Here is a 15,739-nt window from a genome sequence, read left to right as displayed (position 1 = left end):
CGCGACGCCTAAGGAGCTATTCGCATGACCGATACCAAGGAAGCCAGCGAGAAGCTTGTTCGCGACTTTCTCGGGTCCTGGCAGGATCGCTGCCTCGAAACCATCTGCAGCGCCTTTGCCGATGACGCGGTCTACCACAACGTGCCGGTTACGCCGATCAAGGGCATTGCCGGTATCCGGGCGATTTTCCAAGCGTTTTTGGACGCGTTCTCCGACGCCAAGCTCGATATCCTCGCACTGGCCACCGAGCCCGGCCTGGTGCTGGTCGAGCGCGTCGATTACTTCACCATGTACGACGGCCGGACGGTCGAGCTGCCGGTGACCGGCGTGTTTGAGGTCAAGAATGGCAAGATCACGCGCTTCAGCGATTACTTTGACCTTGCCGACTTCGAGCGGCAGAGCGGGATGAAGCTGTAGGCGATGCTGTTGGCAGGGGTTGTGGCTCCGGTGCGGAAGAAGGGGGTTCGAGTCGATGGAGTCCGTCGTCCAACCCATTAGGCGCAGGCCAAAGGACCGAAAGAAGCAGATTCTGGAGCAGGCCGTCGGGCTCTTCATCGACCGTGGCTTTCATTCGGTCAAATTGGAGGACATCGCCGAGGCGGCCGGAGTCACCGCGCGTGCGTTATACCGCCACTACGACAACAAGCAGGCGTTGCTCGCCGAGACGATCCGAACCGGCCAGGATCAATATCAGAGCGCGCGTCGGCTCACCGACGGCGAGGCGGAGCCGACGCCTCGGCCGCTGAACGTTGATCTCCCCGATCTAATCTCGGCGGCCGTGGCATCTCGGGCCTTGACGGTGTTGTGGCAGCGCGAGGCCCGTTACCTCAACGACGGCGACCGCGCAGAGGTCCGGCGCCGCATCAACGCGATCGTCGCCGGCATGCGCGATAGCGTCCTCTTGGAGGTGCCGTCTCTGAGCCCGCAGCACTCGGAGCTGCGGGCGTGGGCGGTATCCAGCACGCTGACCAGCCTGGGACGGCACAATCTGACCCTGCCGCCTGAAGAGCTCAAAGAGCGCCTATACCAAGCGTGTATGGCCGCGGCGCGGACGCCTCCTGTTTGCGAGCTGAAGCCGCTCCCGGCCGCCGCTGCCGCAAACGGCGAACAAGATGCCCTGTTTTCCCGCTACGAAACGCTGCTTGCCGCGGGCGCGCGTCTGTTCCGTGCGCAGGGCTATCCGGCGGTCAGTACCAGCGAAATCGGGAAGGGCGCCGGAATCGCGGGCCCCGGGCTGTACCGCTCGTTCTCCTCCAAGCAGGCTATCCTGGACGCGCTCGTCCGCCGCCTCGATGAGTGGCGGAGCCTGGAGTGCATTCGCGTGTTGCGCGCGAATCAGCAAGCGGCACAGCGTCTGCGTGGACTTGTTGAAGGCCACGTCCGGATCAGCCTGGACGCTCCGGACCTCGTTGCCGTGTGCGTGACTGAACTGTCCCACGCCTCCAGTGAGGTGCGTGACGGCTATCTGAGAAATCAAACCGACCGTGAGGGCCTGTGGATCGACCTGATCGAGAAGCTGGTGCCCGCGACTAGTGTTACCCACGCGCGACTGCTCGTCGCTGCGGCGATCAGCTTCATCGAAGATGTCGCTCGCACTTGGCATCTGACACGCTATGTCGGGGTGGCGGACGAGATCACCGCCATCGCGCTGTCAATCCTGACCAGCCGGTCCTGACGTCAGACGGGTTCGTCGTCGACATCGGAGAGGAATCGCTCCGGGTCGTGGTGGGGGTTTGTTCGTGGTTGTCCGCGATCGAGGTGGGCCGGCGGTGTCCCCAAGTTCGTAGGTGCAGTTGCTTCGCATTGCCGCGTTGGGATGCACCCCGGGTGGGTCGGGTGTGGCCGCGGTCCTTGGCGTACAGCATGATTCGGTGTGCCGGGAAGCCAGCCGCTCGGCTTCGGAGATCCCTCAGGGTGGTGCTGGCCCAAGCTCCCCGACGCCAACAGGGCCCGGAGGCGGGCATGTCCCGAATCGCGTGGATTTTTGACTGGCGATCCACGGTCATTCTATGCGGCGGCGGATCCCGCAGGTTCGGTGTCGGTCTTTTCTTTGGGGTGGGCGTGGCGGTGAAGGGCGGCGACAAGTTGGGGCATCTGTTTGTAGCCCTTGACGCGGCGGAAGGATCGTTCGGCGGTGAGCATGCCCGCGGCGGTCCAGCGCAGCACCATCTGCCCGTCACGCCAGCGGGTGACGTTGCGGTTGGTGGTTCGGGCTATCGAGATCATCGACTCGATCGGATTGCTGCTGGTCAGGGTCTTGGCCAGCAGACCATCGATGCCCAGGCGGGCCACGGTGAACATCTCGTCGAGCCCCTCACACAGTGAGCCAGCCGCGCTCGGATAGGTCTTGTCCAGTTGGGTAGCCAGGTGTTGAGCGTTGCGCAGCCCCTGCGCAGGATCGGGGTGGTGCAACGCCTTGACCAGCTTGGCGTCCACCCAGTCCTTATCCTTGTCGGGCAGGTGGTCAGCGGCATTTCTGCGCTTATGCAGAGTGCACCTTTGGACCAGGGCCTGCTCGCCGAACACGTCGCGCACCGCGGCGGCCAGGGCCTTGGCGCCGTCAATAACCACCAGCAGCCCGTCATCGACGTTCAAGCCGCGCTGCACCAGGTCAGCCAGCAGTGCCCCCACCACGGTCTTGTTGTCCGTGGAGCCGTCGCGCAGCCCGACCGGCACCTTCGTCCCGTCGGCGGTGATCGCCAAGGCCACCACCACAGTGCGTTCGGCCAGCTGCTCACCATCAACCATGAGCACTGCGATGTCGTGGTCGCTCAGGTCACGGGCCATCAACTCGGCCAGCGCGGTCTTGGTCAGCTTGATGAACCGGCGCGAGATCGCCGACTTCGACGCGGATTTCTGGGTCGCGCTGACGGTGTCACCGACCGGCTCGGCGGTGCGCGCGTGCCGGCGGGTGGCCACCCCGGCCACCATCTTCTCCATCACCACCTCGGTGAGCACATCGTCGGCGGCGAAATGCTCATAGGAGGTCAGCGGCACCTCGTGTCCGTCGAGGGTGCGTGCCCGCGGCCGCTGGACCGGTATTCGGCGCCCACCCAGAGTCACCGATCCCTTCCCGGTGCCATGGCGCACCGCGGCCCGGCCCGCGTCATGCTTGCCCTTGGGTCCACCCATCGCCAACGCGATCTCCTCCGGCAAATCCAACAACGCCACAGCATCAGACGCGTCAGCAAGGCCAACAGTAGGTACGGTCTTCTTCACGGCGGTCCCTTACTCCCTTTTCGAGGTGTTCTTGGATGTTCACCCGAAGACCTACCAACCGGCAGGACTCAGGTGAGGGACCGCGACCCCAAATTCCACGACGATCGGGACAACGTCAATGCAGCGCTTTGTGAAGACAAGCCGGGTGTGTCCACCAAACCGGGGACAAGCCCAACATGCTGTGGCGGGAACGCCGAAAGGTCGGCATTGTCGGTGCTTGCGCTTATGGTGTTGGCGTGCAAGTGCGTGACCGATGCCAAATCGAACCAACACCTGCTCAGGTCAGGAACCTGAGCAGGGGTTCGGGGGTGTCGCCGGGCGGTGTTCAACGATGCACTGCCGTCGGGCAAAAGCTGCTCGGCCGTTAGGTGCAAGCATGTGCTCGACGAGGTCCCGGCACAGTTCTGCACCTGGACCTGCCCAGCGTGCGACGCGGTCTACTATTGCGACTTCAACGCCGCCAAAGCGCTTCTCGCCGCCGGGCGGGGAGCAGGAATACCAGCAGCGGGGTGTGCCGCCACGGGAATCCTCGGAATTTCTGCCCGAGGAGTAGGCCAAGTATTGGTCCGCATCAGATTCATGGAGGGGTGGGAGATGAAAAGGTTGCGGCGACGATCGTTTCGTCGTTTGGTGTGGCCGTTATTGATCGTGATCAGCGTAGGGGCTGGCACCGGCGTTTGGCCTATCGATCTCGGCGGCGTGCTAGGCGGGCTTCCCAGGGAGCTGTCAGCTCTGTCTTCACTGCCGGGCAAGCTTGGCGATTTGTGGCAATCCCGTAAGTCGACGGCGGTTGATGAGAACATCGGCGCGCTGCTGGCACAGCTCACGGTGGTGGACTCGTTGCCTAACGTGACCGGTTATGAGCGTGGATGTTCCCGGTCCCAGGCCTGCTCGTTTGGCCCAGCCTGGAGTGACCCGAGCGATCATAGTGCGTGCAGCACCCGCGATCGCATCCTGCGTGTCCAACTCACTGATGTGGTATTCGCCGCGGACCTGCACGAGTGTCGCATCGAGTCGGGCACCTTGCACGACCTCTATACCGGCGATGTGGTGCACTACAGCGCGTCCGGTGGAACCGCTGTCCATATTGACCACCTGTTCGCCGTCCACCGTGCGTGGAATGCCGGAGCATGGCATTGGGATCAGTCGCGTCGCGCGGCCTTTGCTAACGACCCGGTCAACCTGCTGGCGGTCAGCGCGAGGGCCAACCTATCCAAGGGCGACGCCGGGCTAGACTGGCTTCCTCCCAATCAGGGCTACAGGTGTGCGTATATCGCTCGTTACTTGGCAGTGGCGGTGGTCTATGACTTGGCGATCACCATCTCTGATCGCGACGTCGCCCAGTCGCAATGTCCGGCCGGAGCGACAATCGCCTCAGAGTTCGCGGGCATGCCGCACGCCGTGTTGACGGGCGGTTGAAAACTAGGCCATTTGCAACGGAGTGGATTCTAGTCCAGCTGCCCCGAGCCCGTGCTGCCGGGCTGGCGGCACCCCAGCGGCGCCGCAGATCCACGCCGGGGCGATACGGGTTGCCGGTGATGCCAGGCCGCTTCGATCAACAGACGGCGGGCATGCCCGTTGCCGGTCTTGGTGATCGACCCCTGCGAGCGTGAGGTGCCCGAGGAATACTCCGTGGGGACCAGACCCAGGTAGGCGCCCGCCACCCCAAATTCCACGACGATCGGGACAACGTCCATCCCCCCTGTCATGGGTTCCGGCTTCCGTGGGCCGCGCTGCGCCGCGGGCACAGCCCACGTAAACGAACCACTTTCGTCGTGCCCGCCGGAAGTGATAGCCGATGCGCCGAAGGTAGCGTGTGTCATATCCGCGCTGACTTGTCACCAGGCGTAACCCGACCAGGCAACGGATCACCACAGCGCCGCAATGGTTCCGCCGTCGGCGATCTGCGTGGTACCGGTGATCATCGATGCCTCATCGGACAACAGGAACGCGACGATGCTCGCCATCTCCTCGGGTGCCGCCATCCGGCCCTGCAAACGGGTGATCATGGCGTGTGCTTCGCCCGCACCGAGCGCCTCGTCAAACATCGCGATCGCGGTCTGCTGCATCGGGGTGTCGACGAATGCGGGCAGCAGCGCGTTGGCGCGGATGTTGGACGAGCGCAGCTCCGCGGCGGTGATTCGACTCAGGTGGCTAATGCCGGCTTTGGACATGCCGTACGCGCCGGTGCCGCCGACCGCGACATGGCCCGCCAACGACGACAAGTTGACGATGGCTCCCCCGCCCCGCTCGATCATCCTCGGCGCGGCATGCTTGGTACACAGCCATGGGCCACGCAGGTTGATCGCGATGACCCGATCGAAGTCCTCGACACTGGTCTCGACGAGCGAAGCGATATGAACGACACCGGCGTTGGCGACGAGCTTGTCGACCCCACCGAACGCGGCAACACAAGCCTCGACCATGGCGATGACTTGGTCCTCGTGGCTGACATCGGCGCGGTGACCGATGGCGCCGGAACCGATTTTGGTTGCGGCGGCATTGGCCGCGGCACCGTCGATATCCGCGCAAAGCACCTTGCAGCCCTCGGCAGCGAGGCGCTCGGCCACCGCGAGGCCGATCCCGGCCCCGGCGCCGGTGACGATCGCGGCTTTGCCGGCCAGGTCTGGATGAGTCACGGTCTTCAGCCCGCGGCCGCCAATTGGCGGGCTCCCGGACCGTGTTCGCGAATGGCTCCGAACATCACAAGGCCAAATCCTGGCATGTCATCGGAAAGCCGGATCGCATACACCCCGAGATCGCGCAGGATCCATGTCACGGTCTCCGACATTTCATCGGTCGCCGCATCGCCTCGGGCGAACAGGCCGCAGGCACGCGCTGGTCCGGGCGGACGCAGATACAGGACCACGCCGCTGCGTTGGGCCGACATCGCGGTCAGTGCGCCGTTGAGTGCGCTGCCGCATCGGCACAGTGTCGAGCCGAAGACGTCGCCGGTTAGGCACTCGATGTGGACGTGCAGCGGCACCGGCACGCCGGCACCGGCCGATCCGATGATCACCGCCAAGTGCTCGCCCAGGTCGTGCACGTCACGAAAGCCGATGACGCGTGAGTCACCGGCCCAGGTGGGCAGCGTCGCCTCGGTCAGCCGGACCACTTGCGGCTCGGTCCGTCGCCGATACGCCGCAAGTTCGGCGATGGAGGCCACGGCCAACCCGTGTTCGACGGCGAACTCGACCAACTCTGCGCCGCGGGCCATTTGAGCCGGGGTGCGGCGGGAGACGATTTCGCAGAGCGCCGCGGCTTGCCGGCGTCCGGCAAGGCCAGCCAGGTCGACGGCCGCGTCGGCGGGTGCGTGCCGACCAAGCACCCCGTTCGGCCCGGACCGTACCGGCACCACGTGACCCGGACGAAGGAAGTCCGACGCGTCCGACTTGGCCGACGCGAGTGCAGCGATGGTCCGAGCGCGATCGCTCGCCGAGATTCCGGTGCCGGTCCCGCGGAAGTCGACCGACACGCAGTGTGTGGTGTCGCGGTGGCACATCGGCGGCAGGTTCAGTCGCTCGCACTCGCCGCCCGGCAACGCGATTCGGAGATAGCCCGAGGTGTGCCGGATCGTGAATGCGACCAGCTTCGCAGTTGCGGCGTCGGCCGCGAAGACCAGGTAGCCGTCGCTATCGCCATCGTCGGTGAGGACGACGGGATGCCCGGCGGCGATCGCGGTGATCGCACGACGCACCCGCACATCGGTTGTTCTCATCGGCACTCCACCAAAAGACGGCGGAACCGGCTGTCATGAAATATGAGCGGTGGTGTGTCGGGGTCGGCTCTCAGCGCGCAGATCTTGAGCAAGGCGATCAGGTGATCCCCCGCCGGAATCTCTGCGCGCAGGCGGCAGTCCAACCAGGCACTGGCCCCGTGGATGACTACGCTCCCAGTTGGCAGCTCGCTCCAGCACACCGCGGCAAACCGATCACCTTCCTTGCGCGACAAGCTCCTACAGGCTTCGTCGTGACCCTCGGCAAGCACGCTCACCCCGACCTGCGGACGCCCGCGCAACCTGGGCCAGGTCGTCGAGGTGTTCTGCACACAGATTGAGACCAGCGGTGGGTCAATTGAAACGGACGCGAATGAGCTGGCGGCCATACCGACCGGAACGCCGTCGACCATCGCGCAGACCGCGATCACGCCGGAGGGGAAGCAGCCGAAGGCCCGGCGCAACTCGGCACCGTCGAGGTGATCGACGGTCTCCGGGACCATGTCGAAGGCGCAACTCACTGCCGCAGCCCGCCAAGGAAATCGAGCAGCAGCCGATTGGTCTCGGCGGGCGCTTCCTGCTGGATCCAGTGCCCGACGTCGGCGATCAGGTGGGTGCCGCGATAGTCGGACATGACCTCGTGTGCGCGCTCGAGGGCCTCGGCGCCCCAAGCGGTGCCGACGTCGTACTGGCCGCCGATGAACAGCGCCGGCGGGGTCAGCGGTTTGCCTGCCTGATCGGCCAGGTCGTGCCAGTCGTTGTCGATGTTGTGGTAAAAGCTCAACGGGCCGCCGAAGCCCGAGCGCTCGAACTCGCCGGTGTAGAAATCCACGTCGGCGTCGGTGAACCAGGCCGGCATCGTCTCCGGATAGATGAACGCGTCCTTGAGCCGTGCGCCTTCGGCCATGCAAAGCGGGCCCGCCCGGATCACGTCGATCGGGTTCATCGATGCCAGGTCGACACCCGCATCGACGGCCGCCTTGGTAGCCGCGATCATCCCCTCACCGGAGACCGTGTACGTCAGCCCCAGCAGCCAGCCGCGCAGGTCCTCTTCGATCTCGGCGATGATGCCGTCCTGCGCGGAAAAGTAGTCCTGGTACCAAACCCGGCCTTCGCCGGCGAGCTCAATGTGGTAGTCGTTGGGACGGTGCTCGCCAAAAGGACTGCCCGGCAGGCCAATTACGCCGCGGCCGGCGAACGGAACGCTGATTCCCACTACGCCGGCGCATCGGTCTGGGTGCAGCCAGGCGAACGTCCAGGCGACCGGTGCACCCCAGTCGTGACCGACGACGACGGCCTGCTGTTCGCCATATGACTCGATGACGCCGAGGACGTCGCCGACCAGTTCCTTGATGCGGTAGGCCCTTTGCGCCCGGTACTTCGATGAGCGCCCGTATCCACGCTGGTCGATGGCTACCGTGTGGTAGCTCGCGGCAGCCAGCACGGGAAGCTGATGGCGCCACGAGTACCAGGATTCCGGAAACCCGTGGAGCAGGATCACCAACGGTCCCTCGCCGGCCTCCACGGCATGGATGCGGGTACCCCGGCAGTTCAAGGTTCGATGAACCTGCGACATCTTGATTTCTCCTAAGCGTCTACAAGTTGATCCGCGGGTGCTGCTGGTACCGAACGGTTTTCGTAGTTGCGGGCTATCAATGTCTTCTGGCCCGACAATCTGGTCCGCGCCCACTTGCCGATGACCCGGCTGGCAATCCCTGGCTTCATCAGTGCCAACGGTGGCTTGACCAGGTGGACCACCGCCAAGAACTCGCGGTAGGCGTCGAGATCGTCGTGGACCAACTCCAGCAGACGGTCCATGTACCAGGTGAGTATCCCGAAATAGAATGGGCGCTTCTTGTCCACATCCTTCATCCAGTCGAAGCGCAGATTCTGCTCGCGGATCACAAACCAGGCCGTGTCGGCCATCTTGGCGATGGATCGGTAGTAGCGGCGCGGCAGATCCCGGTGTCGGGGACCATACTTGGCCATTAGCACCTGCATTTGCCGAACTTCCTTGAGCGCCAGGCTCATACCCAAGCCGGACACCGGGTCGGCGCTGGTGTAGGCATCGCCCACGGCCAGCAGTGCACGCGGCAGGTTGCCCTTCCTCTCATAGCGCAGCCGCAACATGTTGGGGTAGCGGAAGTTGTAGATCGGCGAGGCCGGTTCCAGCCCATCGATGTTCTCCCCGATGACCGGTGAGGGCATCAGATTGGCGAATTCCCGGAATTCTCGCGCGGTACGTGGCGGCGAGTAGCAGTTGTAGGCGACCAGCGAAGTGGACAGGATGGTGCGCGATCTGTCGGTGTAGTACTGCGCGGCATAGGTGTCCTCAAAGGGGCGGTACGCATAGCAGATCACCATCACCTTGTCCTGCCACTGCCGCTCGGGCGGTACTCGGTGCTGCATCGTCGAATAGAAGCAGTTGATGATGTCCTGCTCGACCTCGGGAGCTCCAATGCCGATGCGCTCCAAGAACTCCGGCACGCGCGTGTTCTTGCCCGAGGCGTCCACGACGAACTCGGCGGGGATCACCTCGGGTTCACCGCCGTCACGCTGGACAGCGACACCGACGACGGCGTTGGTGTCGCGATCGAACACGAGGTCGCTGACCTCGGACTCGTAGCGGAAGTCGATCCGTGGTTCGTCGTCCAGCCGACGCCGCACGCACCATTCCAGTAGCGGCCGCCCGGCGCAGACGATCTCGATGTCGCTCGTCGCGGGCTTCTTCCACGTCCCGCCCAGGCGAATCCGGTACTGGGCCGCCATGTCGACCTTGAATGCGCCCTCACGCACCATATCGTTGACGATGCCGGGGAAGAAGCGCTCCAGCTCGATCTGTCCAGCGGTGAGCAGATGGTGGAGGTGCCACCCCTGTGCCGCGCCCGGCCTGCCTTCGCGGCGGCGGTGCGGGTCGTCCTTCTCGAGCACGATGACGCGCTCGAAGGTTTCGCTACACACCTTGGCCGCGGCGATGCCTGCGATGCTGCCGCCAATGATCACCGCGGTGCCGCGGCCGCGGCGGCGCACTTCGGGGACGTCCAGACCCGTGTGATCGAGGCGAGTTGACGTAGCCCGGCGCGCCACCCCACTGGGCACGAATTTCTCGAAGTACAGCCCGACGCGATGGAAGCCGTTGTTGTCCAACCAGGTTCGGGTGGCTTCGACCATCGCGGCTGGACCGCACAGATAGACGTCGGCGTCGCCGCCGGCCAGCATGCGCTCCTCCAGCAGATCGGTGACGAGCCCCGCCCGCCCATCCCATTCGGCGTCCGGATGCGCGACCGTGACGTGCAGCTCCAAGCCGGCAACACGGCGCCGCAGCGCCTTGAGTTGGTCGAGCTTGCACAGGTCTTCCACAGAGGTCACCCCGTAGAGCAGGTAAACCGGTTGCCCGACATCGGCATCCAGGCTCTCGGCAATCGCTAGGATCGCCGAGAGACCGGTGCCGCCGGCGACCAGGATCACCGGTCGCACGATCGGACGCAGATAGAAGCTTCCTTTGCTGCATCGCAACGCAATTCGGTCACCAGGCTTGGCACGGTCGCGAAGATAGTCCGACATCACGCCGTCGGGCAGCAGCCGGATGATGAACTCCAGCTCGCCACTGCCGTCGGCTGGATGCGCGTAGGAATAGTTGCGCCAAGCGTTGGTTCCGGGCACCCGCAACTGGGCGTATTGGCCGGCCTGGTAGTTCAGAGCTCCTGGGGTGGGCGTGAGATCCGCCGAGAGGTCGACCCGCAGGACGGCGGTGCTGGGCGAGACCAGGTCGACCCCGGCCACCAGACCTTCGCCGGTGACCAGCAGTGCCGCGTTGTCGTCGGCCGGATACTGCAGTTCGATCCGGCAATCGGACTCCGCGAACGTCTGGCAGGTGAGGATCTTGCGCGCCGCCCGCTCCACGTCGGACAGGCCCTCGGTGCGTCCCATCTCGTAGCGGCCCGCGGTGCAGGTGGCAACGCATGTCCCGCAGATCCCGCTTTGGCATTCGTTGACGATCGCGACACCGTGTTCCTCGGCGGCCTCCAAGATCGACTGGTCCGGCCGCACCGGCATTGCCTTGCGCGTTCCGTCCGCATACCCGACGGTGACCTGGCAAACCGCCATTGCGTGTCCTTTCTAGCCCTTTCCGGCCGGACCCTAGACGATCGCGGCTGCGGTCGTCTTGGGCTTCGTGGCGAGACGGGCGTTGAGTCTGGGCATGACTTCGGTGGCCAGCAGCCGCAGCGACTCCTTCCAGGGGCCTGGGTTCTCGATGTAGTCGAATCCGAGAACCAGTAGGTGGCCGAATCCGCCGACCTGGTCGTATGTGGCTTCGAGTTTATCGACCACCGTCTCCACCGAGCCGACGACGAAGGTGTTCTCGGCCAGGTACTCCGGAGTCACGTCGTCGTCGGGTACCGAGGGGTTGTGCTTGTAGAACTTGGTCATGCCAAACATGCGGAACGTCGGCAGCACGTACTCACGCATGGCACGGCCCATGGTGCCGTCAACTGCATACCGGAACGCCTGTTCGTCGGTCTCTGCGACCATCACCTCACGCACCAGCCGCCAATCCCGGCGATCGGGGATCCGGCCACTGCGCTCGGCGCCTTCGAGCACCGCGTCCCAGTGGGTGGCGACATACTCGGTGTTGAGGTCCAGGCTCATGGGAATGTAGCCCCGCTCGCCGGCCAGCTTCAGCGTTTCGGAGCCGGCGCTGAACCCGGTGACGCCGATGGGCGGGTGGGGCTTCTGGTAGGGCTTGATATGGCGCTTCATCAGACCCTCGAACATCGGGGCGATACCGTTGGCGTTCCAGTATTTCCCGCGGTGTTCCCAGGGCTCGTCTTCGGTCCAGATGCGCAGCATGATCTCCAATGCCTCACGGGTCATCTCGCGATGTTCGCCGTTCTTCCCATCGACGTCGTACAACGCCCAGTCGCCCGGAATCCCGCTGGCGCCGACGCCCAGCATGAACCGGCCCCGGGCGAGGTGATCGAAGTAGGCCACCCGGTGGGCAAGTTCGATCGGATGGTGGTAGGGCAGCAGATGCGCGCCGGGCGCGAGTTTGATCGAGGTGGTGCGCAGCAGCGCCTGCGCCAACAGCAGATCTGGCGCGCAGATCGGTTCCCAAGGCACGGTGAAGTGTTCGCCGACCCAGGCTTCCACGTAGCCGAGCTCATCGACCAGCTCGATGATGTCGAGGTCCCACTGCGTGGCGTCGTAGAGGTTGCGCTCTGGTGGATGGGCCGGCATGAGGAAGATTCCGATCTCCATGTTCAACCCTTCTTGGTCCTCATCGGGGGCGGGTCTGCGGCTACCGCGGTCTCACCATGTAGGCATATCACAGTACTAGCAAGATACTTTACTGTGAGCAAGTACCATTTTGCTAGGGAATTTATGCAAAAAATGGTACGGAGTGTGCGTATTGGCTATGGACATCCGGGCGGACTGCCGCGTAACCTCGCACAGGTCACCCCTGCACGGGCAGTAAGGAGCGGTCATGAAGGGCACCGGGGTCAGTCCGGTCGATCGCCAGTCGGACGGGGAGCACTGTGCGCAGCATCGCCTTGAGGATTTCGAATACATCCGGTACGAAACGATCGACGACGGCCGTATTGCCGCGATCACCCTCGATCGCCCAAATCAGCGCAACGCGCAGACCCGCGGAATGTTGGTCGAATTGGGTACCGCGTTCGAAGTCGCCGAGGCCGACGACACGGTCCGCGTGGTGATCCTGCGGGCCGCGGGTCCCGCCTTCTCCGCGGGCCATGACCTCGGCTCCGCCGACGATGTCCGTGAACGCGCGCCGGGTCCGGATCAGCACCAGACCTATCGGTGCAACGGGGCAACGTTCGGTGGGGTGGAGTCCCGCAACCGCCAGGAGTGGCACTACTACTTCGAGAACACGAGGCGGTGGCGCAATCTGCGCAAGATCACCATCGCCCAGGTGCATGGGACGGTCCTGTCCGCAGGTTTGATGCTGGCGTGGTGTTGCGATCTGATCGTGGCCAGCCACGACACGGTGTTCGCCGACGTCGTCGCCACTCGGCTCGGTATGTGCGGGGTGGAGTACTTCGGTCATCCCTGGGAGTTCGGGCCACGCAGGGCGAAAGAACTCCTGCTCACCGGCGACTCGATCGGTGCGGACGAAGCTCATGCGCTCGGGATGGTCAGCAAGGTGTTTCCCAGAGACGAATTAATAGATCGCACAATCGAATTCGCCCGCCGCATCGCCAAGGTGCCGACGATGCCGGCGCTGCTAATCAAGGAGTCGGTGAACCAAACCGTCGATGCCATGGGTTTCTCCACCGCACTCGACGGTTGCTTCAAGATCCATCAGCTCAATCATGCGCATTGGGCCGAAGTCACCGGCGGAAGGTTGTCCTACGGAACCGTCGACTACGGGCTTGAGGACTGGCGCGCCGCGCCAGAGATCCTGCCCGCAACCAAGCAGCGCCCCTGAGCGGTTGTGCCTGTCGTGGATGTCAGCTACCCGCCCGAAGCGGAAGCGTTCCGTCAGCGGATACGCGCTTTTCTGGCCGGGCACCTGCCGTCCGGCTGGTCAGGCCCGGGGGCGCTGCCGCCGGACGAGCGAGACGCGTTCGCCCGGCAGTGGCGGCGGTCGGTGGCCGCCTGCGGCCTGGTGGCCGTGTCCTGGCCGAAGCGGTACGGCGGTGGTGGTCTCTCCCCCATCGACCAGGTGGTGCTCGCCGAGGAGTTCGCCCGCGCCGGCGCCCCCGAGCGGGCAGAGAACGACCTGCTCGGCATCGATCTGCTCGGCAACACGCTCATCGCGCTGGGAACACAGTCGCAGAAGGAGCGGTTTCTGCCGCGGATTCTCACCGGCGAAGATCGTTGGTGCCAAGGATTCTCCGAGCCCGAGGCCGGCTCGGATCTGGCGGCCGTGCGAACCCGGGCGGTGCTTGACGGTGACCAGTGGGTTATCAACGGGCAGAAAACCTGGACCTCGGCCGGGCCCACCGCCAACTGGATCTTCCTCCTGGCGCGCACGGATCCCCACGCTCCCAAACATGACGGCCTGTCGTTCTTGCTGGTGCCCATGGACCAGCCCGGCGTCGTGGTACGGCCAATCGCCAACGCGGCCGGACATTCTTCCTTCAGCGAAGTATTCCTGACCGATGCGTGCACCGCCCCCGACAACGTCGCCGGCGGGGTGGGCAAGGGATGGTCGACCGCGATGACCCTGCTGGGTTTTGAACGCGGATCGCAAATCACCACCGCGGCCATCGATTTCGGCCGTGACCTGAAGCGGCTGTGCGAGCTGGCCCGGCAGCGCGGCTTGCACACCGACCCGTACATCCGCAACCGGCTGGCATGGTGCTTTTCGCGGGTTCAGATCATGCGTTACCGCGGCTACAGCGGCCTTACCCTGTCGCTAACCGGACGACTACCGGGCGCCGAGGCCGCGATCACCAAGATGATCTGGAGCGAATACTTCCGGCGCTATACCGACCTCGCCGTGGAAATCCTCGGGCTCGACGCGCTTGGCCCGCAGGGTGCGGGTAACGGCGGGGCACGGGTGGTCCCGGAGGCCGGCACGCCGAACTCCCCCGCCTGCTGGATGGACGAGCTGCTTTACGCGCGCGCTGCGACGATCTACGCGGGCAGTTCGCAGATTCAGCGCAACGTGATTGGCGAGCGACTGCTCGGGCTGCCCAAGGAACCATGACAGAAAGCGCCGCGTTGACATGGATTTCCGGTACAGCTCCGAACAGGACGCCTTTCGCGCATCGTTGCGCGGCTTCCTTCGTGACCACGCCCCGCCGGGGCAGGTGCGTGCGGTGGCTGCCGGCGGCGGCCATGACAGCAGGCTCTGGCAGCGGCTGTGTGCCGAATTGGAGCTGCCGGCATTGCATGCGCCACCGGAGTACGGCGGCGCGGGCGCCACGCTCGTCGAAACCGCGATCGCGTTCTGCGAACTCGGCCGGGCGCTCACCCCAGTCCCGTACGCGGCCACAACGTTTGCGATCGAAGCGATCCTGCGTATGGGCGACGACGAGCAGCGCAAGAGCTTGCTGTCCGGCCTGCTCGCCGGCGAACAGATCGGAGCGCTGGCGGCAAGCGGTTCCGATCACGCCGACCCGTCCGCGGCAACCGTGCGAGCGGACCGCCATGGCGGTGCCACCGTGCTCACCGGCGAGTGCTCGCCCGTGTTGCACGGTCACATTGCTGACCTGTTCGTGGTGCCGGCCCGTGCCGACGACACCGTGGTCCTGCACGTGGTGGCCGCTGACGCTGCAGGGGTTACCGTGGTCCGCCTGCCCTCGTTCGACATCACCCGCCCAGTCGCCAAGCTACAACTGGCGCAGGCTCCGGCAGCAGCCTTGACCTCAGGCTCCCCCGATGACATCGGGCGCGCGCTGGACGTGGCGCGGATGCTGCTGGCCGCCGAGATGCTCGGCGGCGCCGAGGCGTGCCTTGAGTTGGCGGTTGAGCATGCCCGGCGTCGGCGGCAATTCGATCGCCCGATCGGCTCGTTCCAGGCCATCAAACACACCTGTGCCGACATGATGATCGAGATCGATGCGACGCGCGCGGCGGCGATGTTCGCCGCGATGAGCGCCGCCAACCCGCAGGAGCTGCAAATCGCCGCGCCGTTGGCCAAGGCGCAGGCCGCAGACACCTTCGTGCTGTGCGCCGGCTCCGCCATCCAGATCCACGGAGGTGTCGCCTTTACTTGGGAGCACAACCTGCACTTGTACTTCCGCCGAGCCAAGACCACCGCGGCGCTCTTCGGTAGTAGTGCCCGCAATCGGGCACTGCTGGCCGACCGCGCTGGCCTGTAGCAACCGGGCCTGG

General features: G+C 65.0%; 13 protein-coding genes and 1 pseudogene. 6 read left to right on the top strand and 8 right to left on the bottom strand.

Annotated features, from left to right (window positions below):
• Positions 1 to 24: 24 nt before the first annotated feature.
• Both AADZ55_RS12480 and AADZ55_RS12475 read left to right on the top strand, forming a co-directional pair.
• Positions 25 to 417, top strand: coding sequence for a limonene-1,2-epoxide hydrolase family protein (locus AADZ55_RS12480; RefSeq protein ID WP_085326785.1), 393 nt, complete (start codon positions 25 to 27; stop codon positions 415 to 417).
• Between the two features lie 55 nt (positions 418 to 472).
• On the top strand, positions 473 to 1,675 hold the full coding sequence (locus tag AADZ55_RS12475; RefSeq protein WP_085326784.1) for a TetR/AcrR family transcriptional regulator: 1,203 nt from the start codon (positions 473 to 475) through the stop codon (positions 1,673 to 1,675).
• 332 nt (positions 1,676 to 2,007) lie between these two features.
• Here the strand turns inward: AADZ55_RS12475 and AADZ55_RS12470 are convergent, their stop codons facing one another.
• A complete protein-coding gene (locus AADZ55_RS12470) occupies positions 2,008 to 3,156 on the bottom strand; it encodes an IS256 family transposase (RefSeq protein ID WP_423202397.1) in 1,149 nt (382 codons plus the stop codon).
• 693 nt (positions 3,157 to 3,849) lie between these two features.
• Between AADZ55_RS12470 and AADZ55_RS12465 the strand changes: the two genes are divergently transcribed.
• Positions 3,850 to 4,638 (top strand): HNH endonuclease family protein, encoded by a 789-nt coding sequence (locus AADZ55_RS12465; protein ID WP_242670288.1) that lies wholly within the window; start codon positions 3,850 to 3,852, stop codon positions 4,636 to 4,638.
• 98 nt (positions 4,639 to 4,736) lie between these two features.
• Here AADZ55_RS12465 and AADZ55_RS12460 read toward each other — a convergent pair.
• The 7 genes and pseudogenes from AADZ55_RS12460 to AADZ55_RS12430 all read right to left on the bottom strand — a co-directional run.
• Positions 4,737 to 4,874 (bottom strand): annotated as a pseudogene (locus tag AADZ55_RS12460) (transposase); the annotation flags it as partial.
• Between the two features lie 213 nt (positions 4,875 to 5,087).
• The gene (locus AADZ55_RS12455; protein WP_085326781.1) at positions 5,088 to 5,858 is read right to left on the bottom strand and encodes an SDR family oxidoreductase; all 771 of its coding nucleotides are present in this window, start codon (positions 5,856 to 5,858) and stop codon (positions 5,088 to 5,090) included.
• A gap of 5 nt (positions 5,859 to 5,863) precedes the next feature.
• The gene (locus AADZ55_RS12450) at positions 5,864 to 6,937 is read right to left on the bottom strand and encodes a 3,4-dihydroxy-2-butanone-4-phosphate synthase (protein WP_085326810.1); all 1,074 of its coding nucleotides are present in this window, start codon (positions 6,935 to 6,937) and stop codon (positions 5,864 to 5,866) included.
• Positions 6,934 to 7,455: a flavin reductase family protein gene (locus tag AADZ55_RS12445; RefSeq protein ID WP_085326780.1), complete on the bottom strand. Its 522-nt coding sequence runs from the start codon at positions 7,453 to 7,455 to the stop codon at positions 6,934 to 6,936. Before AADZ55_RS12445 ends, AADZ55_RS12450 begins: the two co-directional genes overlap by 4 nt.
• On the bottom strand, positions 7,452 to 8,510 hold the full coding sequence (locus AADZ55_RS12440; protein ID WP_085326779.1) for an alpha/beta fold hydrolase: 1,059 nt from the start codon (positions 8,508 to 8,510) through the stop codon (positions 7,452 to 7,454). The genes AADZ55_RS12445 and AADZ55_RS12440 overlap by 4 nt, the downstream gene beginning before the upstream one ends.
• A gap of 11 nt (positions 8,511 to 8,521) precedes the next feature.
• The gene (locus AADZ55_RS12435) at positions 8,522 to 11,041 is read right to left on the bottom strand and encodes an FAD-binding oxidoreductase (RefSeq protein WP_085326778.1); all 2,520 of its coding nucleotides are present in this window, start codon (positions 11,039 to 11,041) and stop codon (positions 8,522 to 8,524) included.
• 33 nt (positions 11,042 to 11,074) lie between these two features.
• Positions 11,075 to 12,193: an LLM class flavin-dependent oxidoreductase gene (locus AADZ55_RS12430; protein ID WP_085326777.1), complete on the bottom strand. Its 1,119-nt coding sequence runs from the start codon at positions 12,191 to 12,193 to the stop codon at positions 11,075 to 11,077.
• A gap of 226 nt (positions 12,194 to 12,419) precedes the next feature.
• On the opposite strand from AADZ55_RS12430, the gene AADZ55_RS12425 reads away from it, so the two are divergent.
• The 3 genes from AADZ55_RS12425 to AADZ55_RS12415 are packed head-to-tail and all read left to right on the top strand — an operon-like array spanning position 12,420 to position 15,726.
• Entirely contained in the window at positions 12,420 to 13,382 is a 963-nt protein-coding gene (locus tag AADZ55_RS12425) for an enoyl-CoA hydratase (protein WP_085326776.1), read from the top strand.
• 15 nt (positions 13,383 to 13,397) lie between these two features.
• On the top strand, positions 13,398 to 14,609 hold the full coding sequence (locus tag AADZ55_RS12420; protein ID WP_085326775.1) for an acyl-CoA dehydrogenase: 1,212 nt from the start codon (positions 13,398 to 13,400) through the stop codon (positions 14,607 to 14,609).
• A 19-nt stretch (positions 14,610 to 14,628) separates the two neighbouring features.
• Positions 14,629 to 15,726 carry an acyl-CoA dehydrogenase family protein gene (locus AADZ55_RS12415; RefSeq protein WP_085326774.1) on the top strand — a complete coding sequence of 366 codons (1,098 nt, stop codon included), beginning with the start codon at positions 14,629 to 14,631 and terminating at the stop codon, positions 15,724 to 15,726.
• Positions 15,727 to 15,739 lie beyond the last annotated feature (13 nt).

This window comes from Mycobacterium decipiens, from assembly GCF_963853665.1.
Lineage (GTDB): Bacteria > Actinomycetota > Actinomycetes > Mycobacteriales > Mycobacteriaceae > Mycobacterium > Mycobacterium decipiens.
Note: the sequence above shows the minus strand (reverse complement) of the source record. Positions and strands in the feature narration are given on the sequence as shown.